The following is a 22,065-nucleotide window of genomic DNA, read 5'->3' as shown; positions in this document are numbered from 1 at the left end:
CTGGGCGGATGACGCGAGCCGAGCAGCCAACGGTCGTGACCGCCTCCACCACCGCCCCCACCTACGACGAAGCCCTCGCCGCGGACTCCCGCGAGCGGGCGGTGCGCGCCCTGCTGCGCACCCCCGGGCTGCGCCGTCTGTGGAGCGCCCAGCTGGTGAGCGGCATCGGTGACGCCCTCGCCCTGCTGGTCCTGGTGCTGCTTGCCTTCCAGGCGGCCGTGGACCAGGAGCCCTTCGGCGGCGGATACGCCGGAGCGGCCCTCGCCGTCGCCGCCGTGTTCGGCGTCCGGGTGCTGTCCACGGTGCTGTTCGGGGCCGTCCTCCTCGGGCCCCTGTCCCAGCTCACCGCCGCCGGCGGCAAGCTGGACCGCCGCTGGACGATGATCGGCGCCGACGGGATCCGGCTCGGCCTGTTCGTCGTGGCCCCGCTGTGGCTCGACTGGATCCCGGCCCACGCGCTGACCGCCCTGCTCGCCACCGTCTTCGTCTCCGGCGCCGCCGAGCGCGTGTGGGCGCTGGCCAAGGACAGTGCCGCGCCCGGCCTGCTGCCGTCGCCGCCGCCCGAGGGCGCGACCGTACGGCCGCTGCCCGACCACCTCGACGCGCTGCGCCGGCTGAACCTGCGCACCTCCTTCGCGGCCATGCCGGTCGCCGCGGCCGCGCTGCTCGCCGCGACCCTGATCGGCAAGGCCCTCGGGCTCGGAGTCGGCTGGTTCGCCGAGAACCAGGCCGCCCTCGGCTCGTACGTGGCCGCCGGCCTCTTCGCCGCCTCCGTGTCGCTGGTGCTGCCGCTGGTCCTGCCCGACACGAAGACCCCGCGTCCGCGCTCCCCGCTGGAGGGCCTGCGCGCCCCCAGGGCCGGGGACCGACCCGACAAGGGGCGCACCGGCGCGGTTCCGCTGCTCGTGCTGGCCTGCGCCGCTGTCGCCGGGGCGATCGCCTCCGCCGCGGCCGTGGCCGTCCTGCACGCCGCCGACCTCGGGGGCGGAGCCGCCGCGTACGCGCTCTTCGTACTGGCCCTGGTCGGCGGCACGGCCGCCGGCATCCGGGCCACCCAGGCCGGCAAGGTCCTTCCCGCCCTGTCCCGGCGCCGGCTGCTGGCCCTGTCCATCGCGGTGGCCGGTCTCGCGCTGCTGCTGACCGGGCTGGTCCCGGACACCGCGACCGTGCTGTTCCTGTCGCTGCTCGCCGGCGCCGCCTCGGGCGTCGCCGCCAACACCGGGCACACGCTGCTGGACCAGGAGACCGAGGAGTTCCGCAGGGCCCGGGTCACCGAGCACCTGCAGGCCGTGGTCCGGGTGGCCGTGGCCGTCGGGGCGGTCGTGGCCCCGCTGCTGGCCGCGGCGATCGGGCCGCACCGGCTGGAAGGCGGCGGGATCGTCTTCGCGCACGGCGGGGCGGCCTTCACGCTGATGCTGGTCGGCGCCCTGCTGCTGCCGGTCGCCGCCGTCGTACTGGCCAAGGCCGACGACCGCAGCGGCGTACCGCTGCGCCGTGACCTGCGCGAGGCGCTGCGCGGCGGGGAGCCGGTGCAGGCCGCGTCCGACGCCGGGTTCTTCATCGCCCTGGAGGGCGGCGACGGGGCCGGCAAGTCCACCCAGGTGGAGGCGCTGGCCGACTGGATACGGGCCAAGGGCCACGAGGTCGTCGTCACGCGCGAGCCGGGGGCCACCCCGGTCGGCAAGCGGCTCCGCTCGATCCTGCTCGACGTGTCCTCCGCCGGACTGTCGAACCGCGCCGAGGCCCTGCTGTACGCGGCCGACCGCGCCGAGCACGTGGACACCGTCGTGCGGCCCGCGCTGGAGCGGGGCGCCGTGGTCATCACCGACCGCTACGTCGACTCCTCGGTGGCCTACCAGGGCGCCGGCCGGGATCTGTCCCCGACCGAGATCGCCCGTATCTCGCGGTGGGCCACGGACGGCCTCGTACCGAACCTGACCGTGCTGCTCGACGTGTCGCCGGAGACGGCCCGCGAGCGGTTCACGGAGGCGCCGGACCGGCTGGAATCGGAGCCGGCGGAGTTCCACCAGCGGGTGCGGGCCGGATTCCTGACGCTGGCCGCGGCCGACCCCGGGCGCTACCTGGTGGTCGACGCGGGCCAGGACCCGGAGTCGGTGAGCACGGTCGTGCGCCACCGCCTGGACCGGATGCTGCCGCTCTCGGAGGCCGAGGTGGCCGCCCGGGTGGAGGCCCGGCGGCTCGCCGAGGAGGAAGCCGCGCGCAAGGCCGAGGAAGAGGCGGCGCGCAAGGCCGAGGAAGCCCGGCTGCTGGCCGAGGAGGAAGCCCGCAAGGCCCGTGAGGCCGAGGAGGCCCGGATCCGGGCCGAGGCCGAGGCCGCGCGCAAGGAACGCGAGGAACGGCTGCGCGCCGAGGAGGAGGCCCGGGAGCGGGCCGAGGCCGAGCGGCTGCGGCTGGAGGCAGAGGAGAAGGCCCGCGCGGCGGAGGCCGAGCGGCTGCGCAAGCAGGCCGAGGAGGAGTCGCGGCTGCGCGCCGAGGCGGAGGAGCGCCGGCTGGAGAAGCAGCGGCGGGCCGAGGAGGCCCTGCTGAAGGCCGAGCAGGCGCGCCGGCTGGCCGAGGCCGCGGCGGCCGAGACGGCGGCGAAGGCCGCTGCCGCGGCGGCGGCCGCTTCGGCGGCTTCCGCGTCCGTGCCGGCCGCTGCCGCGACGCCGGCGACACCCGTGACGCCGGCTGCGGCGCCCGCTTCCGCCGCGGCGCCTTCCGCGCCCGTGCCGGACACGGCGCCCGCCGCACCGGCGGCGCCCGCGGTCGGTCTGCGCAAGGAATCGCACCCCGACGACGCCGTGACGGTCGAGACTCCGGTCGTCAAGCGGGTCCTGCAGCCGGACGACGTCACCCAGACGGTGCCGGTCCCCAAGGTCGACCCGGTGGCCGAGACCTCGGTGCTGCCGCCGGTCCGCGCGACGGGTCCGGCGGACGAGACGGCAGTCCTGCCGCCCGTACCCCCCACCGGTGCGGCGGACGAGACGGCCGTCCTGCCGCCCGTACGCCCCACGCGCGCGGGGACGGGAACGGGCGAGGCGGCGCCCCCGGCGTCGGCGCCCCGGGCCTCGTACTCGGCTTCGCGGCCGACAGCCCAGCGCCCCGAGGAGAACCCGGCCGACCGGGTCCCGCCGGGCATCTTCCGCGACGCGGGCAACGACCGGACCCGCGAGCTGCCCGTCCTCGGCGAGGACGGCCGGCCGCGCCGGGCCCGCTCGGACTGGGCGGAGGAGACCCCGCTGGACGATCTGCCGACGCTGGCGGACGAACTGCTCGGGCCGCGCCGGGACGACGAGGACGACGAGGGCCGGGGTCCGCGCCGCCGCTGACGGCAGCGGCGCGGCGGTGACGGTGCGCCCGGCCGGCCGGCGGGGATTGTCAGTGGGAGCCGCCACACTGGGTGAGCGGCCACACTGGGTGAGCACGCACGGACGGTACGCGAGGGAAAGGCGGTGGGCGGGATGCCCGTATGGGACGACCTGGTGGGACAGGAGCGGGTTCAGACGCAGCTGGCCGCCGCCGCCCGCGACGCCGACGCCCTGGTCACCGCCATCGAGGCGCGGACGGAGCCGCCGGCCGCCTCCAAGATGACCCACGCCTGGCTGTTCACCGGCCCGCCCGGCTCGGGGCGCTCCACCGCCGCCCGCGCCTTCGCGGCCGCGCTCCAGTGCACCAGCCCCGACCGGGCCCTCGGCGGCGAGCCGGGCTGCGGGTTCTGCGACGGCTGCCACACCACTTTGATCGGCACGCACTCCGATGTGGAGATCGTCCGCACCGACCTGCTGTCCATCGGTGTGAAGGAGACCCGCGAACTGGTCCGCCGGGCGCAGCTCTCCCCGGCCGTGGGCCGCTGGCAGATCATCGTCCTGGAGGACGCCGACCGCCTCACGGAGGGCGCGGGCAACGTGCTCCTCAAGGCCGTGGAGGAGCCCGCGCCGCGCACCGTGTGGCTGCTGTGCGCGCCCTCGCTGGAGGACGTGCTGCCCACGATCCGCTCCCGCTGCCGCCACCTGACGCTGCGCACCCCGCCGGTGTCCGCCGTGGCGGAGGTGCTGGTGCGGCGCGACGGCATCGACCCGGACGTCGCCCAGGCCGCCGCCCGCGCGACCCAGGGGCACATCGGCCGGGCCCGCCGGCTCGCCACCGACCCGGAGGCCCGCGCCCGCCGGGCCACCGTGCTGAGGCTGCCGATGCGCGTGGACGACGTGGGCGGGTGCCTCAAGGCCGCACAGGAGCTGGTGGACGCCGCCGCCGAGGACGCCAAGCAGGTCGCGGAAGAGGTGGACACCAAGGAGACCGAGGAGCTGCGGGCCGCGCTCGGCGCCGGAGCCGGTACGGGCGGGCGGATGCCGCGCGGTACGGCCGGCGTGATGAAGGAGCTGGAGGACCGGCAGAAGCGCCGGCGCACGCGCACCCAGCGCGACAGCCTCGACCTGGCGCTGACCGATCTCACCGGGTTCTACCGGGACGTGCTGGCCCTGCAGCTCGGCTCCTCGCTGGCCATCGCGAACGAGGAGATACGCCACGACCTGGACCGGATCGCCCGGGCTTCGGGTCCCGAGCGGACCCTGCGGCGCATCGAGGCGATCATCGCCTGCCGGCAGGCCCTGGACCGCAACGTGGCCCCGCTGCTCGCAGTCGAGGCGATGACGATGTCCCTGCGCGCGGGCTGATCCCGCGGGCTGGTCCACCCCGCGGGCCGATCCACCCCGCGGGCAGATCCGCCCGCCGGACGGCTCCGCAGGGCCGCCCGGTGGTCCGACCGCCCTCGTCGGATTCACCCGTTCGAGCGGTCCCGGCGGCGCCCGCGGGACGCGCGTGCGCGTGCGGGGCGCTGGCCGCGCCCCGGGCGGGCGTCCGCCGCCCAGCGTGGGGGCCGCCGCCCCGGGAGGTCCCGCAGGCCGTAGGCTCCGGGAATGGACACCAGTCGCCTGCTGCGCACCACCGGGACCGTGATCGCCGCCGCGGGGCTGCTGCTCTCAGGGTGCACATCGGGCGGTACGGGAGGACCGAGCGCCGCCGCCTCCTCCAGCGGGGGTTCGGCCGCGCCGTCGGCCGAGCCGGGAGCCGTCCCGGCCGCGCTGCGCCCGTACTACGACCAGAAGCTGAGCTGGCGCGAGTGCGGAGTCCCCGGCTTCGACTGCACCACCATGAAGGCCCCGCTGGACTACGAGCACCCCGAGTCCGGCGACATCGACATCGCGGTGGCCCGCCGCAAGGCGACCGCCCCCGGCAAGCGGCTCGGCTCGCTGGTGGTCAACCCGGGCGGCCCGGGCGGCTCCGGCATCGGCTACCTCCAGGCGTACGCGGGCATCGGGTACCCGGCGCAGGTCCGCGCCGCCTACGACATGGTCTCCTTCGACCCGCGCGGCGTGGACCGCAGCAGCCCGGTGGAATGCCTGACCGGCCCTGCCATGGACAAGTACACGCAGGTGGACCAGACGCCGGACACCCCGGCGGAACAGGCCCTGCTGGTGACGGCCTTCAAGGAGTTCGCGGCCGCCTGCCAGGCGCGCTCGCAGAAGGTACTGCCGCACGTGTCCACCGTCGACGCCGCCCGCGACATGGACGTGCTCCGCGCGGCACTGGGCGACGAGAAGCTGACGTACGTCGGAGCCTCGTACGGCACCTTCCTCGGGGCGACGTACGCCGACCTCTTCCCGGGCCGGACCGGCCGGCTGGTCCTGGACGGGGCGATGGACCCCTCCAGGCCCGCGCTCGAACTGAACCGGGACCAGACCGAGGGCTTCGAGACCGCCTTCCGCGCCTTCGCGCAGGACTGCGCCAAGCAGTCCGACTGCCCGCTCGGCCAGGGCGGCCCGGACGCGGTGGCGGCGCGCCTGAAGGAGTTCTTCCGCAAGGTCGACGCCGTGCCGGTGCCCACCACCGACCGGGCCCGCAACGGGGTGGGCGAGGCGCTGGCCACGACCGGTGTGATCGCCGCGCTGTACGACGAGAACGCCTGGCCGCAGCTGCGCGAGGCGCTCACGTCCGCGATCAAGGATGACGACGGCAACGGGCTGCTGGCCCTCGCCGACAGCTACTACGAGCGCGAGCCGGACGGCAAGTACGCCAACCTGATGTCGGCGAACGCCGCCGTGAACTGTCTGGACCAGCCCCCGGCCTTCGACGGCCCCGCGGCGGTCGAGAAGGCGCTGCCCTCCTTCGAGAAGGCCTCCCCGGTCTTCGGCGCGGGCCTGGCCTGGGCCTCGCTGAACTGCACGTACTGGCCGGCCAAGGCCACCGGAACGGCCCGCGCGCTGAACGCGAAGGGCGCCCCGCCGATCGTGGTGGTCGGCACCACCCGCGACCCGGCGACCCCGTACAAGTGGGCCCAGGCCCTGGCGGGCCAGCTCGACTCGGGCGTGCTCCTGACGTACGACGGGGACGGCCACACCGCGTACGGCCGGGGCAGCGACTGCATCGACTCGGCGATCAACCTCTACCTCATCGAGGGAAAGGCCCCGCAGGACGGCAAGAAGTGCTGACCTCGGGCCCCGGTTCGGGGCACCCCGTTTAACCCTGTAGACTTTGGGCCGCTGCTGATGAGAGCCTCCCACCAGGGAAATTCTTGTCTTCCCAGCGGTGCCGCCTTAGCTCAGCTGGCCAGAGCAACGCACTCGTAATGCGTAGGTCTCGGGTTCGAATCCCGAAGGCGGCTCTGTAGAAGCCCCAGGACTCACTCGCCGTGACCTGGGGCTTTTGCTATTTCCGGACACCCGTGCGGCCTGGGGCTCGGCCCGGGGCGTGGGGTGGCTACCAGTGGTGGTGGACCTGGGGGCGGATCCGGCGGTCGTAGAGGTCGCGTACGGCCTTCAGGGTGGCCGGTGGGAGGGGTGGCAGGGCTGCCGCGGAGGCGTTCGCGCGGGCCTGTTGCGGGGAGCGGGCGCCCGGGATCACCGTGGTCACGCCCGGCTGCTGGATGATCCAGCGCAGTGCGGTCTGGGCCGGGGTGGCGCCGTGGGGTGCGAGGGCCCCGAACTCGGCCGCCGCCTCGACCCCGGACTCGAAGTCGACGCCCGCGAAGGTCTCGCCCCGGTCGAAGGCCTCGCCGTGCCGGTTGTAGGTGCGGTGGTCGTCCGGCCGGAACAGCGTGTTCCTCGTGTACGTGCCGGAGAGCAGGCCGGAGGCCAGCGGGACGCGTGCGATGATTCCGACCCCTGCCCCGGCGGCTGCCGGGAGGACCTCCTCCAGGGGCTTCAGGCGGAAGGGGTTCAGGACGAGCTGCACGCTCGCCGTGCCCGGGCGGGCGATCGCCGTCAGGGCCTCGCGGCAGGTCCGGACGCTCACCGCGTACGCCGCGATCCGGCGCTCCGCGACCAGGGTGTCCAGTCCGTCGAACACCTCGTCGCTGGAGTACACCGGCGTGGGCGGGCAGTGCAGCTGCACCAGGTCCAGTGTGTCCACGCCCAGGTTGGTCCGCGAACGGTCCGTCCAGGCGCGGAAGTTGTCGAGGGTGTAGTGGGACGTCAGTTGTTCGGCCGGGCGGCGGCCCATCTTCGTCGCGACGAACACCCCGGCGTCGGGGCGCCGGCGGAGGTAGTCGCCGATGAGCCGTTCGCTGCGGCCGTCGCCGTATTCGTCCGCCGTGTCGAAGAACGTGACGCCCGCCGCGACGGACGCGTCCAGGACGGCGAAGGCGTCCTCCTCGCGGACCTCGCCCCAGCCTCCTCCCAGCTGCCAGGTCCCCAGTCCTACGACGGACACCTCGCGGCCCGTCCTGCCCAGTGCGCGCTGCTGCATGCGGCTCCGATCAGGTGGTCGTCGGGGCGGCTTTGACGCCCATGACCAGGGAGTAGAGGGTGTCGTTCGCCGTGATGAAGAGGCGGTTGCGGCGCTGTCCGCCGAAGCGGATGTTGGAGACCGTGTTGGGCACCAGGATGCGGCCGAGCAGGGTTCCGTCCGGGGCGTAGCAGTGCACGCCGCCGTCCATGGCCGCGGCCCAGAGGTGGCCGCGGTCGTCGAAGCGGATGTTGTCGAAGCGGCCCTGCCCGGTCCCTTCGGCGAAGATCCTGCCCTTCGAGAGGGTGCCGTCCTCGTGCACGTCGAAGACGCGGATCTGGTTGGCGCGGCTGTCGGACACGTAGAGCTCGCGCTCGTCGGCCGAGAAGACCAGGCCGTTCGGTCCGCTGAAGCCGTCGGCGACGAGCCGGACCTCGGCGGTGTCCGGGTCGATCCGGTAGACGTTGGTGGCGCCGATCTCGGGCTCGCCGGGTACGCCCTCGTAGTCGCTGGTGAGCCCGAAGTCCGGGTCGGAGAACCAGATCGAACCGTCGGACCTGACGGTCGAGTCGTTCGGGCTGTTGAGGCGCTTGCCCCGGTAGCGGTCGGCGAGCACGGTGACCGAGCCGTCGTGCTCGGTCCGGGTGACGCGGCGGTTGCCCTGCTCACACGTGATCAGGCGGCCTTCGCGGTCGAGGGTGTTGCCGTTGGGGTGGCCGGCGGGCGAGCGGAAGACGCCGACCGCGCCGGTCGTCTCGTCCCAGCGCAGCATGCGGTCGTTCGGGATGTCGCTCCAGATCAGCTGACGCCAGGCCGGTACGTACAGCGGGCCTTCCGCCCAGCGGGAGCCCACGTGGAGCGTCTCGAGCTGGAGATCGCCCACGGTGCACTTCTCCGTACGGAACCGGTCGTCGAGCACTTCGTACAGCGCGGGGCGGGTGGGGGTGGTGGTCGTCATGTCCGGCTCCTCGGGTTGCGCCGTCCTCTGAATGTTGTTCTGCCTAGTGCGAGTATTGCAGTATGACATCTCGCTTGTGCGCGTTTTCATGGAACTGGTACGGGTTGGCGGCGCTCCGGTGGTGTGCCTCTACTGGGTGAGCAGGTGGGGGAGTTCCCGCATGTCGTGGAAGACGACGGTGCCGGGACCGGCGAGCCGGGCGGCGGGGGTCAGGCCGCCCGCGTAGCCGAAGGCGCGCATCCCCGCGGCGCGGGCCGCCTCCACGCCGGAGCGGCTGTCCTCGACCACGGCGCACGCCGCCGGGTCCACGCCCATGCGCTCGGCGGCGTACAGGAAGAGGTCGGGGGCCGGCTTGCCCCGCGCGACGTCGGCGGCGCTGTGCAGGCGGCCCGCGAAGCGCTCGTACAGGCCGGTGCGGCCGAGGACTTGGCGCAGCTTGTCGTGGCTGCCGTTGGATGCCACGCAGGTGGGCAGGGAGATCGCGTCGAGGGCCTCGGCGATGCCCGGGATCGCGGTGAGCTCGGCGTCGACCGCCTCCTCGTGCCTCCGGATGAGCCGCTCCCACCAGAGGCCGGCCGTCTCGTCGCCGAGCCGATCGGCGATCTGGTCGATGATCGACTGCTTGGAGCGGCCGACGAAGCGGTCGATCGCCTCGTCCCGGGTGAGCGGCCAGCCGAGTTCCGCGCCGAGGGCGATCTGGAGGCGCACGAAGAGGGGTTCGCTGTCGACGAGTACGCCGTCGCAGTCGAATATCACGAGCTCAATCGGATTGATCATGCCCAGAGGTTAGGCAGGGGCGCGGGCGCTAGAGGGTGTCCGCAATGTCAGTTGGGGAGCCATAGTCGCAGGCAGGCGAGGGCCTTGTTCTGCTTGGGCCGGTTGAAGCAGCGTTCGACGACGTTGCGGCGTCGGTAGACCGCGCGGTCGAGTCGGCACAGGCTCTCGCCTCGTCGCAGGCGTCCGCTGATCTGGTCGACGCGCTCGGGAATGATGCCACGTCCGCGCAGGTAGGAGCGGATCTTCCGCGACGAGTAGCCCTTGTCGCCGACCACCCTGGCGGGTCGGGTGCGGGGCCGGCCAGGCCCGCACCGCTTGATGCGGATGTGGGCCATGACCGGCTCGAACTGCGTGCAGTCATTCACGTTCCCGCCGGTGCGAGTGAACGCGAGAGGTCGGCCGCGGCCGTCGCAGGCGAGGTGGATTTTCGTGCTCAGTCCGCTGCGGGACCGGCCGAGTGCCTCGCCGGTCCAGGGCCCCCTTTTCGGGCTCCGGCAGAGTGCTGGTGGGCCCGCACGATCGTCTAGTCGACGCAGACGGTCGACCAGTCGACGTGGGCCAGGAGCCGGTCCCAGGTTCCGTCGGCCGACCAGCGGCGGAACCGTTCGTAGATGGTCTTCCACGGGCCGTAGCGTTCGGGCAGGTCCCGCCAGGCGGCCCCGGTGGACAGCTTCCACGGGATGCCGTTGAGGACCCGCCGCCGATCCCGCACCGGCTGCCCCATCCGGGGCGGAGCCAGCAACCGCCCGACGACTTCCTAGGCATCATCAGTCAGTTCATGACGACGCACCACGAACGGAGTAACGACCGACCGACATTGCAGACACCCCCTAGCCGGGGGTGCCGCTCTTCCGCGTCATCCGGGCCTGCCGGGCCCAGCGGGCCAGGCCGCCGACGGCGAGGGAGGTGATGATGGCGCCCCAGTCGATGACGTGGGGGAGTCCGGGGAAGAAGGCGAAGAACGCGAGGGACGCGGCGGCGCCGAGGAGGAAGGCGACGATGCCGGCACGGCGGCGAGCGGCTTCCCGTGCGGCGTCACCGGGGGTGGGGCCGGCGGTCATGTGCGGCTCACTTCGTGATGTGGTGGCACTGGCTGACCCGGCGCACACCGTTGATGTTGAGGTGTGCGCACGCCTTGCCGTAGCGGGGCAGTGTCTGGGGGGCGTTGTCGCGCATGGGGTGGATCTCGCACTCGGCGTGCGTCTTGCCGCGGGAGGTCCGGTAGGTCTTGTTGTCGGTGTCCGCGTAGGTGAAGTCGATGCGCCAGTTGCAGAATCCTGCGTTGAGGGCCCCGACGAATCCGCAGTCGACGCCGGCGTTCTGGTAGGTGATCTTCTTGCCTTCGCCGCGGACGATGTGGGTGAACATGCAGCCCGTCGGAATGGTCATGGTGACACCGCCGACTTGGTAGTCGAAGCCGGCCACGGGCGTCGAGCCGATGGCGCCGGCATGCGCCTCGGCGGGGGATGGCGGAGTGTGTCTGTGGAGCGGAACTCCCTTCGGGGGCTTCGGGGTTCTGTTCCGAGGGGTGGTTCACCGTGACGAGTGATCGACGGGGTGGTGCGCCGGCCTGCCGTGCCGGTCCCTCCGGGTGTCCTGGTGAGGGGAGTTGACGGAGGGAGTGGGGGTGTGGCTATGAATCCTCATGGGTTCTCGTGTGGGTGTTGGGGCTGAGGGGTTCGGGCTCGAGGAGACGCCGCTTTGGGCGGTGAGGGGGTTTCGGGGGTTTTGGTTGTCCCGGGTTGTGTCCGGGTTGGGGTCGGCCGTCAGTTCGGTGGCGTTGCCGGTGCTCGTTTATCAGGAGTCGGGCTCTCCTGTGCTGGTGTCGGTGGTCGCCGCCGCGGGGACGCTGCCCTATCTGGTGTTCGGGCTCGTCGCGGGTGCGGTCGCCGATCGGGTGGACCGGCGGCGGCTGATGGTCGGGGCGGACTGGGCCAACGCGCTCTGTTTGCTGAGCGTTCCGGTGGCCTGGGTGCTCGGGGTGCTGAGCGTGGTGCACGTGGTCGCCGCCGCTCTGGTGTCCTCCTCGCTCGCGCTCTTCTTCGACGCGGCCGTTTACGGGTTCGTGCCTTCCGTGGTCGGGAAGGAGAACCTCGCCCGGGCCAACAGCGCGTTGTACGGCGGCGAGACCGTCGTGCGGATCGTGGGTACCGCGGTGGCCGGCGGGTTGATCGTGCTCGTGCGGCCGGCGGGGAGCCTCGTCGTGGACGCGGTCAGCTTCGCCGTCGCCGCGCTGTTGCTGAGGGCCGTCGTGGGCGCGGGTGGGGACCCGCTTCCTACGGGCGCGGCCGGGCGGGTGGGGTTTCGGGAATCCGTGTCCGAGGGGCTTTCGTTCCTCTGGAATCACCCGGCCCTGCGCGTCATGACGGCCGTCGGCACGCTGCAGTCCTTCGCGGGCGGCGCGATCGTCGGGCAGCTCGTGGTGTTCGCCGACCGGGGGCTGGGCATTCCCGCCGCCGACTTCCGTACCGGACTGCTCTACGCGGCGTGGAGCGCCGGCGGGATCGGGGGCTCGCTCGTACTTCCCCGGCTGGCGGAGCGGTTCGACGCCTTCGGGATCCTGCGCGGCGTGCTGCCGGTGGGGGCGCTGCTGGGGCTGGTGGTCGTACTGGCCCGCGACTGGCGGGTCGTGCTGGTGGCGCTGGCGGCCTGGGGCTGCGCCTATCTCGTCGTTCTCGTCAACACGATGACGTACTCCCAGGCGGTCACCCCCGCCGGACTGCAGGGGAGGGTGAACACCACCCGGCGCATGCTGTCCTCCGGGGTCGGCGTTCCGCTGGGCGCCCTGGTGGGGAGCTCGGTGACCGTGCGGTTCGGGGTTCAGGCGGGGATGTCCACGGCGGTGCTCTCCGTCGGGACGGCGGCCGTACTGGTCTGGGCCGTCCGGAGGCGGTGAGCGCGCCCGAAGGCGTACGTGGGTCAGGGGCGGCGGGTGGGGAGGAAGGTGGCGGGGAGGAGGGCGAGGGCCAGGAGGGCCGCGGCGATGGCGTACGTGGTCCGGAAGCCCGCCGGGGTCTGGCCCGCCGAGCTCAGGGCCACGGAGATCAGGGCCGTTCCCACCGAGGCCCAGATCTGGGAGTTGATGCTCAGGATGGTGCTCGCCGCGGTCATGCGGTCCTTGGGGAGGTTGCGGCTCGCGGTGGTCATCGTCGGCAGCAGGACCATTCCCGCGCCGATGCCCATCACCATCCCGGCGCCGACGATCCGCCAGACCGCGACGTCGGCCGTGCCGGCCTGGAGCGCCGTCAGGGCCATGCCCAGTGCCCCCGTGGCGATGCCGGCCCGGATCAGCCGGCGCGGCGGGACCTTGTCGACGCGGCGCGAGGCGATCTGCATCGTCAGGCCGACGACCAGGCCGATCGGCGCGCCCAGCATCCCCGCCACCGTCGCGCTCGTACCGCGCGCCTGCTGCCAGTACATCGGGCCGAGCAGCATCGAGCCGAAGTAGCCGCAGGTGAACAGCGCGAGCGTGGCCACGCCGAAGCCGAATGTGCGGTCGCGCAGCAGCCTCAGGTCGAGCAGCGGCTCGCGGGCCGTGAGCGAGCGGCGGCCGAAGGCGGCGACGAGTGCGGCGCCGGTGAGGGCGGGCAGGAGTGCGCCGGGCTCGGTGAGGGTGCCGTGCTCCGCGCCCCGGGCCAGGCCGAAGAGGAGCAGGGCGAGGCCGGGGGAGAGCATCAGCAGTCCCGGGACGTCCAGTCCGGGGGCCGGATCGGGGGTGGGGGCAGGGCTTCCGTCCGGGGCCGAGGACCGGCCGTGCGGTGCGTCGGGGAGCAGCAGCTTCGCGGCGAGTACGAGTGCCAAGGCTCCGACGGGCAGGTTGACCAGGAAGATCCACTGCCAGGACGCCGCGTCGATCAGCCAGCCGCCCAGGACCGGACCGGCCACCGGCCCGACGATGATCGGGAGCCCGAGCAGGGCCATCACCCGCCCGAGCCGGGCCGGGTCCGCGCCGCGCATCACCATCCCCATGCCGACGGGCATGAGCAGTCCGCCGCCGAGGCCCTGTACGGCCCGGAAGGCGATCAGGCTGCCGGCGTCCCAGGCGCACGCGGCGAGCAGCGAGCCGAGCGTGAAGAGGACGAGGGCGGTCAGGTAGGTGCGCTTGGCGCCGATCCGGGCCATGGCCCAGGGCGCGGTCGGAATGACGGCGGCGAGGGCGAGCGTGTACGCGCCGGCGGTCCACTGGATCGTCGCCAACGGTGAGTCGAAGGCCTCGGAGAGGCGGTGCAGGGCGACGTTGACGATCGTCACGTCGAGCACCGACATGACCGAGCCGACGATCACGACGCTCACGGTGCGGCGGAGTTGGGCCGGGGTGAGGGTGGCTTCCGGGGGTTGCGAACCCGTTCCCGTTCCCGATCCCGCTCCTGTTTCCGCTCCTGTTTCCGTTCCCGGCTCCGCCGGTTGCGTCGTCCGCGCCCGCGTCCCGTCCGTCCTGTGCTGCGTGCTCATCCCGTCGCCCCCTCAGCCCTGGTACGGGCGGGTCGTGCGGGCGGTGCGCAGGGCGCGGCCCCACCACGTCAGCTGCCCGAGCATGCCCTTGACCGCGCCCTCGGAGACCGCGGTGTCGCGCGGCACGCCGTCCTCGCCGAGCCCGGACCACGGACCGTGCAGGCTGACGGAGTCGCGCACGGTCATGGAGTGCAGTTCGGCGAAGACCTGCCGGAGCTGTTCGACGGCGCGCAGGCCGCCCCCGAGGCCGCCGTAGGAGACGAAGCCGGCGGGCTTCGCGTGCCACTGCTCGCGGTGCCAGTCGATGAGGTTCTTCAGGGCGGCCGGGAAGCTGTGGTTGTACTCGGGGGTGACGATGACGAAGGCGTCGGCGGCGGCCAGCCGCGGGGTCACCTGCGCCAGGGCGGCCGCGGCCCGCGGGCTCGGGGAGCCGCCCCAGCCGGGCATGGCCAGCGGCAGGTCGACGTCGGCGAGGTCGATGACGTCCAGCTCCAGCCCGCCGTGGGCCCGCGCCGCGCCGAGGAACCACTCCGTGACGGCGGGGCCCTGGCGGCCCTCGCGGACGCTGGCGACGACCACGGCGACGCGCAGCGGCGCGTCCTCCCCGGCGGCCGGACCCTCGGCGGCGACGGAGGCGACGGAGGTGGCGGCGATGTCGGCGATGTCGGAGGAGGTAGCGGAAGCGGGAGTGGAATCGGGAGCGGCGGTGGCGGCGGTGGCAGTCATGGTGGTGTCCCCTCGTAGGCGGGGCGGCCGCTCCGTGCGGCCGCTCCTCCGGTAAAGTACAACGTGCGTTGTAAGAATTGCAATGACCGTTGTACTTTCGAGGAGGCGGAGTGACCGGCAGCAGCAGGAAGTTGGAGAAGCAGATCGCCATGGCGAGCGCGTCCTGCGGAGTCTTCGGCCGCGAGGGCTACGCGCGCGCCTCGGTGGACATGCTGGCCGCCGCGGCCGGAGTGTCGACCCGCACGCTCTACAACCACTTCCCGGGCGGCAAGGCGGAGCTCTTCCGCACCGTCGTCACCTGGACCTCGACCCAGGTGCGGGACGCCCAGATCGCCCGCCTGGAGGCCCTCCTCGACCCGCGGCGCCCGCCCCACCCCGATGACCTGGAGCGTGACCTGCGGGCCCTGGCCCACGCCTTCGTCGCCCTCATGGCCGACTACCCGGACCACTTCGCTCTCGTCCGCCACATCCACGCCGAGGCCGACCACGTGCCGCCGGAGCTGCTGGAGGCCTGGATGAACGCCGGCCCGGGTCCGGTCGGACGCGCGCTCGGCGAGGCGATGGAGGGCCTGGCCGCCGCCGGGCTGCTCGACGTGCACGGGGACGCGGCCATGGCGGGCGCCCATTTCATGGCGCTGATCTCCCACTCGCTCGTGCAGCGGACGCATTACGGGGTCCTCCCGCTGCCCCAGGAAGAGGTCGACCGCGTGGTCGAGGGAGGCGTGGCCGCCTTCCTGCGGGCCTACCGCGCCGCCTGACCCGCGCCCCCGCCCCGCCCGAACGCGCCCCCGCCCCGCCCGGCCTCCCCCCGCCCGCGTCGCCCCCCACCGGACCCGGGGTTACGTTGGACGGGTGAGCACGACACGGTTGCGCAGGGCGGCTGTGGGAGCAGCCGCAGTGGGGCTCCTGATGGTGCCCGTGGGGGCCGGTGTCGGGTACGCGCTGGACGCGCCGACACCCCCGGTGGCCAGCAGCTCGGCCGCATCCGACGAGTTTCCGCAGCTCACCCCCGCCGTGGCGCGGCAGTTGGACGACGCCATCCGGAAGGTGATGGACGAGGCCAAGGTGCCCGGGGTCCAAGTGGCCCTGTCCGCGCCGGGCAAGGGGGAGTACGTACGGGCCTTCGGCGTGGCCGACAAGGCCACCGGCGCGCCCATGACCGACAAGCTCAACATGCGGATCGGCAGCGAGACCAAGACCTTCACCGTGACCGCGATGCTCAAGCTGGTCGACGACGGGAAGATCGGGCTGGACGACCCCATCGGCAAGTACATCGACGGGGTGCCCAACGGGGACCGCATCACCATGCGCGAGCTGGCCGAGATGCGCAGCGGGCTGTTCAACTACTCCGCCGACGAGGGCTTCTACAAGGCGCTGACCAGCGATCCGCGCAAGCCCTTCACCCCGCAGGAGCTGCTCGCGTACGCCTTCAAGCACCCGGTGCTCTTCGAGCCGGACGCGAAGTTCTACTACTGCAACACCAACCTGATCCTGATCGGGCTGGTCGTGGAGAAGATCAGCGGCCAGAAGCTGGCCGACTACATCACCAAGGAAGTCATCGAGCCCGCCGGTCTGAAGCACACCCTCTTCCCGGCCGGCGCCGAGTTCCCGAAGCCGCACGCCCAGGGCTACACGGACCAGACGGCCTCGGGGAAGACCGAGGACGCCGCCGACTGGAACCCCTCCTGGGGCTGGGCCGCCGGAGCGATGATCTCCGACCTCACGGACCTGCGGCAGTGGGCCAAGGTGCTGGCCACGGGTGAGCTGCTCACCCCCGCCACCCAGGCCCAGCGCCTCAAGGTCGTGGACGCCCTCCCGGGCACCGGGTACGGACTGGGCATCTTCAACGTCCAGGGCTGGATCGGGCACAACGGCTCGATCCCCGGATACCAGACGCTGGCGGTCTACGACCCGCAGTCGAAGGCCACCCTGGTCGTGCTGCTCAACACGGACATCTCCGCCGAAGGGGAGGAGCCGAGCACGCTGTTCGGCGAGGCCATCACCAAGACGGTGACCCCGCAGCACGTCTACACGCTGCCGGCGCAGCCCGTCACCGGGAAGGACTGACCATCCGTCCCGTCACCGGCAAGGACTGATTCCGTCCCGTCACCGGGAAGGACCGGCCATCCGCCGGGCAGCCGCCTCGGCGAGGACCGGTAGCGTCGACGGGTCGGCGCCGCGCGGGAGTTCGAGCATCAGCACGTGCTCCCCGCGCCGCACCACCAGGCGCCGCCCCCGTGCGTACGCCACGTCGGCCGGACCCGCGCCGACCGTGGCGGCGCGGCGCTTGTGCACCGCCAGCAGCCGTCGGCCCAGGGCTCCCGAAGCGGTCTGCAGCAGCAGGGCCTTGCGGCCGTCGGGGGTGACGTAGGAGCGGATGCCGAGGCCGGGCGCGGAGTCCGATTCGCGCAGCTCGGCGCGGAGGATCCGGGAGGCCTCGGCGACCGGGAGGAAGTCGGCGGGATCGCCCCGGCGCAGCAGTGCGGAGAAGGCGGACAGCGGGCCGGGAGCGTCGGGTTCACCGGGCTCCGGGGATTCCGGCGCGGCCTCCGCCGGGAACAGCTCGCCCTGCGTGGACGGGGTCACGACCACGACCTCGTAGACGTGCCCGAGGACCCGCCCGCGCAGCACCCGTACGACCGCCCCCTCGCGCAGGTGCTGGTACAGCCGGAGCCGCACCGGCCACGCCGTGACCGTGGCCGGGCCGCCCGGGTCGAGCGCCACGTGGTGGACGCCCTTCTCGCTGCGCAGCCGCACGATCTCGCCCTCGGTCCAGGTCTGCCGGGACCGGTCGAGCAGGGCCGCGGCGAGGAGGAAGAGGTACCAGAGCAGCGCGGGCCCCATGAACAGCACCGGGGGCAGCTGTGCCCACGCCGCCTGCGGGGGCACCGTCCACTGCCAGGCGAACTGCAGGACCCCGGCGTAGACGAAGACGGCGAGCAGGGCGCCGTACACGTACGCGGCGAGCGGGATCACGGGCCGCCGGCCGGTCCACAGCCAGCGGGCGCCCATCAGGACGCCCACCAGCAGGGCCACCTCGGTGAGCAGGAGCCCGATGCTCTCGACGGGGAGCCGGACCTCGGTCGGCGGATCGGCGTGCCACCAGGCCACCAGGAGCAGCACGATCGAGGCCGACCCGATCCGCCGCAGAGCCCGCCGCACGCTCTCGTCCGGCGGGCGCATCCGGCGCGCCGGGGCGGGGGCGTAGCGCAGCCGGACCTCGTGCCAGGTGCCGCCGTACGCGGACCACGCGCGGCGCTCGTCGCGCGGGCCGAGCGGGAGCGCGGCGGCCGCGGAGCGGGCCACGCCGGTGGCGACTCCGTGGGCGAGGTAGCGGTCCCAGACGGCGACCGCCGCCGGGGGCAGCCCCGGGTACGCCTCGTCGCGGGCCAGCCACTCCCGTACGCCGAGCCAGTGCGCGCAGGCCGCGGTCCCGGCGGGCGTCTCGCGCTGCCCGGTGAGCCGGGAGACCAGCCCCGCTCCGGCCGCCCACACCAGCGCCCCGACGATGGCGGCCTGGACCAGCGGGCCGGGGCCGGCCAGCGCCAGGATCCAGACGGCGACCAGGGCCGCGGGCAGCGTCGCGGCCACCGTCAGCCCCGCCTTCAGCCGCGCCGGGTAGCGGTCCCGGGCCAGTCCGCGGGCCCGCGCGTCGGCGGCGACCGCCCGGGCGAAGGACCGCCACCAGCCCCGGTCCTCCTCCTCGGTGCCCCGGGCCAGGGCGCCGACCGGCAGCACCCCGCCGGAGGCCAGTGCGGTGACCCGGGCCAGCACCAGGGCCTCGTAGGGCAGCAGCTCCCCGGGGGGCTCCGCGCGGGGCGACCGGATCCGGATGAGGGTGCCGCGGGGATCGGGGCCGGTCTGCTCCAGGGCGAGGAATCCGCGTGCCGCCAGGTCCAGCAGGGTCGCGCGCGGGGCGCCGCGCCCGCACTCCCAGCCGCCGGTCAGGAACTCGACCAGCGCCGGCGGCTCGGGTCGCAGGTCCATCGTCGGTCCGGCCGCGGCCACGGGCGCGGGCCGGGTGGCGAGCACCGCCCAGCCGACGGCGGACAGCCACAGCAGGGGCGCCACCAGGGCGCACGCCCCGATGCCCCAGGCCCAGGTCATCTAGAACCGGACCTGGACCGGGCCGGTCTCGCCCTCTCCGGCGCGGAAGAACTCGCGCGCGCGGAAACCCATCGGTCCGGCGATCAGCAGGGTCGGGAAGGCGGCGACCGAGGTGTTGTAGGCCAGCACGGCGTCGTTGTAGTACTGCCGCGCGTAGGCGGCGCGGTCCTCGGTGGTCGCCAGTTCCTGCCGCAGGGAGTCGAAGTTGCCGCCGGCCAGCAGCGCCGGATAGGCCTCGGCGAGTGCGAACAGCCCGGTCAGGCCGGTGCGCAGGGCGGACTCGGCCCGCTCCTTGTCGGCGGGTCCGCCGGCGCCGAGGGCCGCCTCGCGGGCCCGGACGACGGCTTCGAAGGTGCCGCGCTCATGGGCGGCGTACCCCTTGACGGTCTCGACGAGGTTCGGGATCAGGTCGTAGCGCCGCTTGAGCTGGACGTCGACCTGGGCCCAGGCGTTGTCGACCTGGTTGCGGCGGCGGACGAGCCCGTTGTAGGCGCTGATCAGCCAGATCGGGATCAGCAGGACGATCACGGCGCAGGCGGTGATGAACGTACCGAGCGGTGTCATGTGTTGCCCCCGTTGCGGGGCCGGTCCCCTGCCGGCCCGGCCGTAGCGTAGGGCGGCGGAGCTGGTTTGTGACCCCCCGCGCACAATGGATTCGGCGCGCGGGAGTGGACGAGGGAGAGCGAAATGAACGGTCGGATCACACAGGGCGAAGAGCGGGTCGCGGAAGGCGCCGCCGAGGTGGTCCTGCGCGAGGCGGGGGAGGCGGATCTGGACGTGGCCGCCGAGCTCTTCCGCGGCTACCTCGAGTTCTACGAGGTGGAGGTCGAGGACCCGGACCGCCCGCGCGCCTTCCTGGCGGAGCGGCTGGCGGGCGGCGAGTCGTTCGTCCTGCTCGCCGACGTCCCGGGCGCGGGCACGGTCGGCTTCACGCAGGTCTACCCGATCTTCTCCTCGCTGGCCATGAAGCGGGCGTGGCTGCTGGGCGACCTGTACGTGGCCCCGGCCGGCCGGCGTACGGGGGCCGGCCGCGCGCTGCTGCGCGAGGTGCTGCGCCGGGCCCGGGAGGCCGGGGTGTCGGGCGTGCAGCTGGAGACGGCGTACGACAACCACGTCGCCCAAGGGCTGTACGAGGCCGAGGGGTTCGTCCGCGAGGAGTTCCACATGTACTTCCACGACCTCTCAGAAACTCGCTGAGAGCGGCTGAAACATTCCGGTGCCCCCGCCGCGTCAATGGGGTGAGACGGTCGCGAGGGGGAGCGGATGTGGCAGGTGCGCAGGGACGGGTTCCGCGAGTTCGCGGAGGGCAGATCGGCGCATCTGTACCGGTCGGCCTGCCTGCTGACCAGCGGTGACACCCACCTCGCGGAAGACCTCGTACAGGAGACCCTGGGGCGGATGTACCTGCTCTGGGGACGCATCACCCGGATAGACAATCCGGCCGCCTACGCGCAGACCGTGCTGGTACGGGCCTTCCTGACGCACCAGCGCCGCCGGTCGACGGGGGAGCGCCCGGTCGGGGAGTTCCCCGAATCGGGCGCCCAGGCGGCCGGCGGCACCGACCCGGCGCTGCGGCTGACGCTCCTGGAGGCGCTGGGGCGGCTGGCCCCGAAGGACCGGGCGGTACTTGTGCTGCGGTACTGGGAGGACCGCAGCGTCGAGGAGACCGCCGACGCGATGAACGTCAGCTCGGCGGCGGTCCGCACCAGGTCCTCGCGGGCGCTGGCCCGGCTGCGCGAGCAACTGGGCGGATCGCTCTCGGAGTTCGCCGGCCGCTGAGCGGCCCGCCGGCCCCTTTCCCTCACCCCATGACGACTTTGGACGGAAGGTCTGATTCCGCATGCCCTTTGAAGATGAGCTCGGCGAAGCCCTCAGGCGTGTGGGGGACGACTTCACGGTGGACGGCCGCGACCTCGTGGGCGCCGGCGAACGCCGCGGCCGGCGGCTGGTGGCCCGCCGCAGGGCCGCGGTGATCGGTGGATCGGCCCTCGCCCTCGCGGTGGTCGGCACGGCCGGCGCCTACACGGGCGGGATGTTCGGCGCGGACGGCTCCGACGGCCCCGCGAACGTGGCGGCCGTTCCCTCGGTGACCTCGCCGAGCCCCGGCGCGTCGACGCCGGGTCAGGCCCGCGAGGAGGCGGAGAAGACGCGCACCGGCACCGGGGCCGTCTCCGCCGAGCAGCTGATCGAGGTGTTCAAGAAGCTGCTGCCGGGCGGAACGGTCACCAACGCCACGGCGCGGGGCACGGGCGACAAGACCGGTCCGATGGTGAGCGGGGTCTTCGACGACGGCAAGGGCAAGAGCGCCGTCGGCGTCGGCCTCTCCCGCGTGGACCCGAAGAGCCGGGGGGCCCAGCAGATGGTGCAGTGCCCCTCCAAGGTCACGCAGTCGTACGACGGCTGCACCACGGAGAAGCTCGCCGACGGTTCGACGCTCCTGCTCTACCAGGGCTACGAGTACCCCGACCGCCGGGTGGACACGAAGCGCTGGACCGCCGTGCTGGTCACCCAGGACGGGTACCTGATCGACGTGCAGGAGCACAACGCGGCCGCCGAGAAGGGCTCGCCCGTCACCCGGAGCGCCCCGCCGCTGACGCCCGCGCAGCTGAAGGCCTTCGCGACCTCCCCGCTGTGGCTGCCCGCCCTGAAGGACCTGCCGGCGGCACCGGTGGAGCGGGTGGAACCGGGTCGGACGGGGGCGAAGGCGGCGGACGCGCTGGAGCAGCTGCTGAGCGGGTACAAGATCCCGATCGCCTCCAAGGAGGAGTTCGACGCGGACCTCGCCTACTTCGTGCTCGACGACGGCAAGGGGCAGTCGCTGGCCGGCCTCCAGATCCAGCCCGACAGCCCGGAGCGGCCGGGCATGTGGGCGGACCTGTTCACGGGCGCGGAGACGCTGCCGGACGGGTCGAAGCTCCTGACCCGGAAGATGCGGGGCGAGAGCGCGGGCTCGGTGTGGTGGAGCGTGGAGGTGCTCCGCAAGAACGGGACCCGGGTGATCGTGTCGGCGTACAACACCAAGACGCTGAAGTCGGCGCCGACGCGCAAGGAGCCGGCGCTCACGTTGGAGCAGATGAAGGAGATCGCCACGAGCCCGAAGTGGTCCGAGTTCGGGCAGTGAGGGACACGGGGTGGGGCCAGGGGCCGGTGACCGCCGGCACGGGGCGGTCGCGCCACCGCCCGGCGGCCCGCGCTACTTGGCGTCCGCGTAGCACTCGACGACCGCCGTCGTGAACGGGAAGCGGACCGGTGTCTCGCCGAAGGTGATCCGGCCGGCGAGTTCGCCGGCCGCGCCGATCGCGGCGACCACCGCCTCCGCCTCC

General features: G+C 73.4%; 18 protein-coding genes, 1 tRNA gene and 1 pseudogene. 10 read left to right on the top strand and 10 right to left on the bottom strand.

Annotation, left to right across the window (positions count from 1 at the left end; all coding sequences use genetic code 11):
* Window positions 1–8: 8 nt before the first annotated feature.
* The 4 genes from tmk to ACWGDE_RS10845 all read left to right on the top strand — a co-directional run bounded on the left by tmk (window position 9) and on the right by ACWGDE_RS10845 (window position 6,661).
* A complete protein-coding gene (tmk, locus tag ACWGDE_RS10860; protein WP_453388639.1) occupies window positions 9–3,329 on the top strand; it encodes a dTMP kinase in 3,321 nt (1,106 codons plus the stop codon).
* Between the two features lie 132 nt (window positions 3,330–3,461).
* Window positions 3,462–4,673, top strand: coding sequence for a DNA polymerase III subunit delta' (locus tag ACWGDE_RS10855; protein ID WP_453388638.1), 1,212 nt, complete (start codon window positions 3,462–3,464; stop codon window positions 4,671–4,673).
* A gap of 243 nt (window positions 4,674–4,916) precedes the next feature.
* A complete protein-coding gene (locus ACWGDE_RS10850; RefSeq protein WP_453388637.1) occupies window positions 4,917–6,488 on the top strand; it encodes an alpha/beta hydrolase in 1,572 nt (523 codons plus the stop codon).
* Between the two features lie 99 nt (window positions 6,489–6,587).
* Window positions 6,588–6,661 (top strand) — tRNA-Thr (locus ACWGDE_RS10845).
* Window positions 6,662–6,756: 95 nt separating this feature from the next.
* Here ACWGDE_RS10845 and ACWGDE_RS10840 read toward each other — a convergent pair.
* From ACWGDE_RS10840 to ACWGDE_RS10815, 6 genes and pseudogenes are all read right to left on the bottom strand, one after another.
* A complete protein-coding gene (locus ACWGDE_RS10840) occupies window positions 6,757–7,743 on the bottom strand; it encodes an aldo/keto reductase (protein ID WP_453388636.1) in 987 nt (328 codons plus the stop codon).
* Between the two features lie 10 nt (window positions 7,744–7,753).
* On the bottom strand, window positions 7,754–8,680 hold the full coding sequence (locus ACWGDE_RS10835) for an SMP-30/gluconolactonase/LRE family protein (protein WP_453388635.1): 927 nt from the start codon (window positions 8,678–8,680) through the stop codon (window positions 7,754–7,756).
* Window positions 8,681–8,809: 129 nt separating this feature from the next.
* Window positions 8,810–9,457, bottom strand: coding sequence for an HAD family hydrolase (locus ACWGDE_RS10830; RefSeq protein ID WP_453388634.1), 648 nt, complete (start codon window positions 9,455–9,457; stop codon window positions 8,810–8,812).
* A gap of 47 nt (window positions 9,458–9,504) precedes the next feature.
* A pseudogene (locus tag ACWGDE_RS10825) lies at window positions 9,505–10,199 on the bottom strand (IS5 family transposase).
* Between the two features lie 88 nt (window positions 10,200–10,287).
* On the bottom strand, window positions 10,288–10,518 hold the full coding sequence (locus ACWGDE_RS10820) for a hypothetical protein (RefSeq protein WP_453388633.1): 231 nt from the start codon (window positions 10,516–10,518) through the stop codon (window positions 10,288–10,290).
* Window positions 10,519–10,525: 7 nt separating this feature from the next.
* Window positions 10,526–10,846 (bottom strand): hypothetical protein, encoded by a 321-nt coding sequence (locus tag ACWGDE_RS10815; protein ID WP_453388632.1) that lies wholly within the window; start codon window positions 10,844–10,846, stop codon window positions 10,526–10,528.
* A 256-nt stretch (window positions 10,847–11,102) separates the two neighbouring features.
* Between ACWGDE_RS10815 and ACWGDE_RS10810 the strand changes: the two genes are divergently transcribed.
* Complete coding sequence (locus ACWGDE_RS10810) at window positions 11,103–12,353, top strand: MFS transporter (RefSeq protein ID WP_453388631.1); 1,251 nt, start codon at window positions 11,103–11,105, stop codon at window positions 12,351–12,353.
* A gap of 23 nt (window positions 12,354–12,376) precedes the next feature.
* Here the strand turns inward: ACWGDE_RS10810 and ACWGDE_RS10805 are convergent, their stop codons facing one another.
* A complete protein-coding gene (locus ACWGDE_RS10805) occupies window positions 12,377–13,750 on the bottom strand; it encodes a DHA2 family efflux MFS transporter permease subunit (RefSeq protein WP_453388630.1) in 1,374 nt (457 codons plus the stop codon).
* A 171-nt stretch (window positions 13,751–13,921) separates the two neighbouring features.
* A complete protein-coding gene (locus tag ACWGDE_RS10800; protein WP_453388629.1) occupies window positions 13,922–14,635 on the bottom strand; it encodes an NADPH-dependent FMN reductase in 714 nt (237 codons plus the stop codon).
* A 110-nt stretch (window positions 14,636–14,745) separates the two neighbouring features.
* Between ACWGDE_RS10800 and ACWGDE_RS10795 the strand changes: the two genes are divergently transcribed.
* Window positions 14,746–15,393, top strand: a complete 648-nt coding sequence (locus tag ACWGDE_RS10795; protein ID WP_453388628.1) for a TetR/AcrR family transcriptional regulator — start codon at window positions 14,746–14,748, stop codon at window positions 15,391–15,393.
* A gap of 151 nt (window positions 15,394–15,544) precedes the next feature.
* Window positions 15,545–16,702: a serine hydrolase domain-containing protein gene (locus ACWGDE_RS10790; protein ID WP_453388646.1), complete on the top strand. Its 1,158-nt coding sequence runs from the start codon at window positions 15,545–15,547 to the stop codon at window positions 16,700–16,702.
* A 39-nt stretch (window positions 16,703–16,741) separates the two neighbouring features.
* Here the strand turns inward: ACWGDE_RS10790 and ACWGDE_RS10785 are convergent, their stop codons facing one another.
* Both ACWGDE_RS10785 and ACWGDE_RS10780 read right to left on the bottom strand, forming a co-directional pair.
* Window positions 16,742–18,742 (bottom strand): DUF2207 family protein, encoded by a 2,001-nt coding sequence (locus tag ACWGDE_RS10785; RefSeq protein ID WP_453388627.1) that lies wholly within the window; start codon window positions 18,740–18,742, stop codon window positions 16,742–16,744.
* A complete protein-coding gene (locus ACWGDE_RS10780) occupies window positions 18,743–19,306 on the bottom strand; it encodes a LemA family protein (RefSeq protein WP_453388626.1) in 564 nt (187 codons plus the stop codon). It abuts the gene before it with no gap.
* Between the two features lie 123 nt (window positions 19,307–19,429).
* Between ACWGDE_RS10780 and ACWGDE_RS10775 the strand changes: the two genes are divergently transcribed.
* The 3 genes from ACWGDE_RS10775 to ACWGDE_RS10765 all read left to right on the top strand — a co-directional run bounded on the left by ACWGDE_RS10775 (window position 19,430) and on the right by ACWGDE_RS10765 (window position 21,863).
* Window positions 19,430–19,939 (top strand): N-acetyltransferase family protein, encoded by a 510-nt coding sequence (locus ACWGDE_RS10775; RefSeq protein ID WP_453388625.1) that lies wholly within the window; start codon window positions 19,430–19,432, stop codon window positions 19,937–19,939.
* Window positions 19,940–20,005: 66 nt separating this feature from the next.
* Window positions 20,006–20,521, top strand: coding sequence for a SigE family RNA polymerase sigma factor (locus ACWGDE_RS10770; RefSeq protein WP_453388624.1), 516 nt, complete (start codon window positions 20,006–20,008; stop codon window positions 20,519–20,521).
* Window positions 20,522–20,582: 61 nt separating this feature from the next.
* Complete coding sequence (locus ACWGDE_RS10765) at window positions 20,583–21,863, top strand: hypothetical protein (protein WP_453388623.1); 1,281 nt, start codon at window positions 20,583–20,585, stop codon at window positions 21,861–21,863.
* The last annotated feature ends 202 nt before the right edge of the window (window positions 21,864–22,065 follow it).

The organism is Streptomyces sp. NPDC054956 (assembly GCF_053609185.1).
The sequence above is the reverse complement of the archived record's forward strand: the minus strand, read 5'-3'. Positions and strand labels throughout refer to the sequence as shown.

Excerpts from the sequence above, each read along its gene's own strand:
- tmk (WP_453388639.1), top strand. The coding sequence starts at position 9 with ATGACGCGAGCCGAGCAGCCAACGGTCGTGACCGCCTCCACCACCGCC.
- ACWGDE_RS10855 (WP_453388638.1), top strand. The coding sequence starts at position 3,462 with ATGCCCGTATGGGACGACCTGGTGGGACAGGAGCGGGTTCAGACGCAG.
- ACWGDE_RS10850 (WP_453388637.1), top strand. The coding sequence starts at position 4,917 with ATGGACACCAGTCGCCTGCTGCGCACCACCGGGACCGTGATCGCCGCC.
- ACWGDE_RS10840 (WP_453388636.1), bottom strand. The coding sequence starts at position 7,743 with ATGCAGCAGCGCGCACTGGGCAGGACGGGCCGCGAGGTGTCCGTCGTA.
- ACWGDE_RS10835 (WP_453388635.1), bottom strand. The coding sequence starts at position 8,680 with ATGACGACCACCACCCCCACCCGCCCCGCGCTGTACGAAGTGCTCGAC.
- ACWGDE_RS10830 (WP_453388634.1), bottom strand. The coding sequence starts at position 9,457 with ATGATCAATCCGATTGAGCTCGTGATATTCGACTGCGACGGCGTACTC.
- ACWGDE_RS10820 (WP_453388633.1), bottom strand. The coding sequence starts at position 10,518 with ATGACCGCCGGCCCCACCCCCGGTGACGCCGCACGGGAAGCCGCTCGC.
- ACWGDE_RS10815 (WP_453388632.1), bottom strand. The coding sequence starts at position 10,846 with ATGACCATTCCGACGGGCTGCATGTTCACCCACATCGTCCGCGGCGAA.
- ACWGDE_RS10810 (WP_453388631.1), top strand. The coding sequence starts at position 11,103 with ATGGGTTCTCGTGTGGGTGTTGGGGCTGAGGGGTTCGGGCTCGAGGAG.
- ACWGDE_RS10800 (WP_453388629.1), bottom strand. The coding sequence starts at position 14,635 with ATGACTGCCACCGCCGCCACCGCCGCTCCCGATTCCACTCCCGCTTCC.
- ACWGDE_RS10790 (WP_453388646.1), top strand. The coding sequence starts at position 15,545 with ATGGTGCCCGTGGGGGCCGGTGTCGGGTACGCGCTGGACGCGCCGACA.
- ACWGDE_RS10785 (WP_453388627.1), bottom strand. The coding sequence starts at position 18,742 with ATGACCTGGGCCTGGGGCATCGGGGCGTGCGCCCTGGTGGCGCCCCTG.
- ACWGDE_RS10780 (WP_453388626.1), bottom strand. The coding sequence starts at position 19,306 with ATGACACCGCTCGGTACGTTCATCACCGCCTGCGCCGTGATCGTCCTG.
- ACWGDE_RS10775 (WP_453388625.1), top strand. The coding sequence starts at position 19,430 with ATGAACGGTCGGATCACACAGGGCGAAGAGCGGGTCGCGGAAGGCGCC.
- ACWGDE_RS10770 (WP_453388624.1), top strand. The coding sequence starts at position 20,006 with ATGTGGCAGGTGCGCAGGGACGGGTTCCGCGAGTTCGCGGAGGGCAGA.
- ACWGDE_RS10765 (WP_453388623.1), top strand. The coding sequence starts at position 20,583 with ATGCCCTTTGAAGATGAGCTCGGCGAAGCCCTCAGGCGTGTGGGGGAC.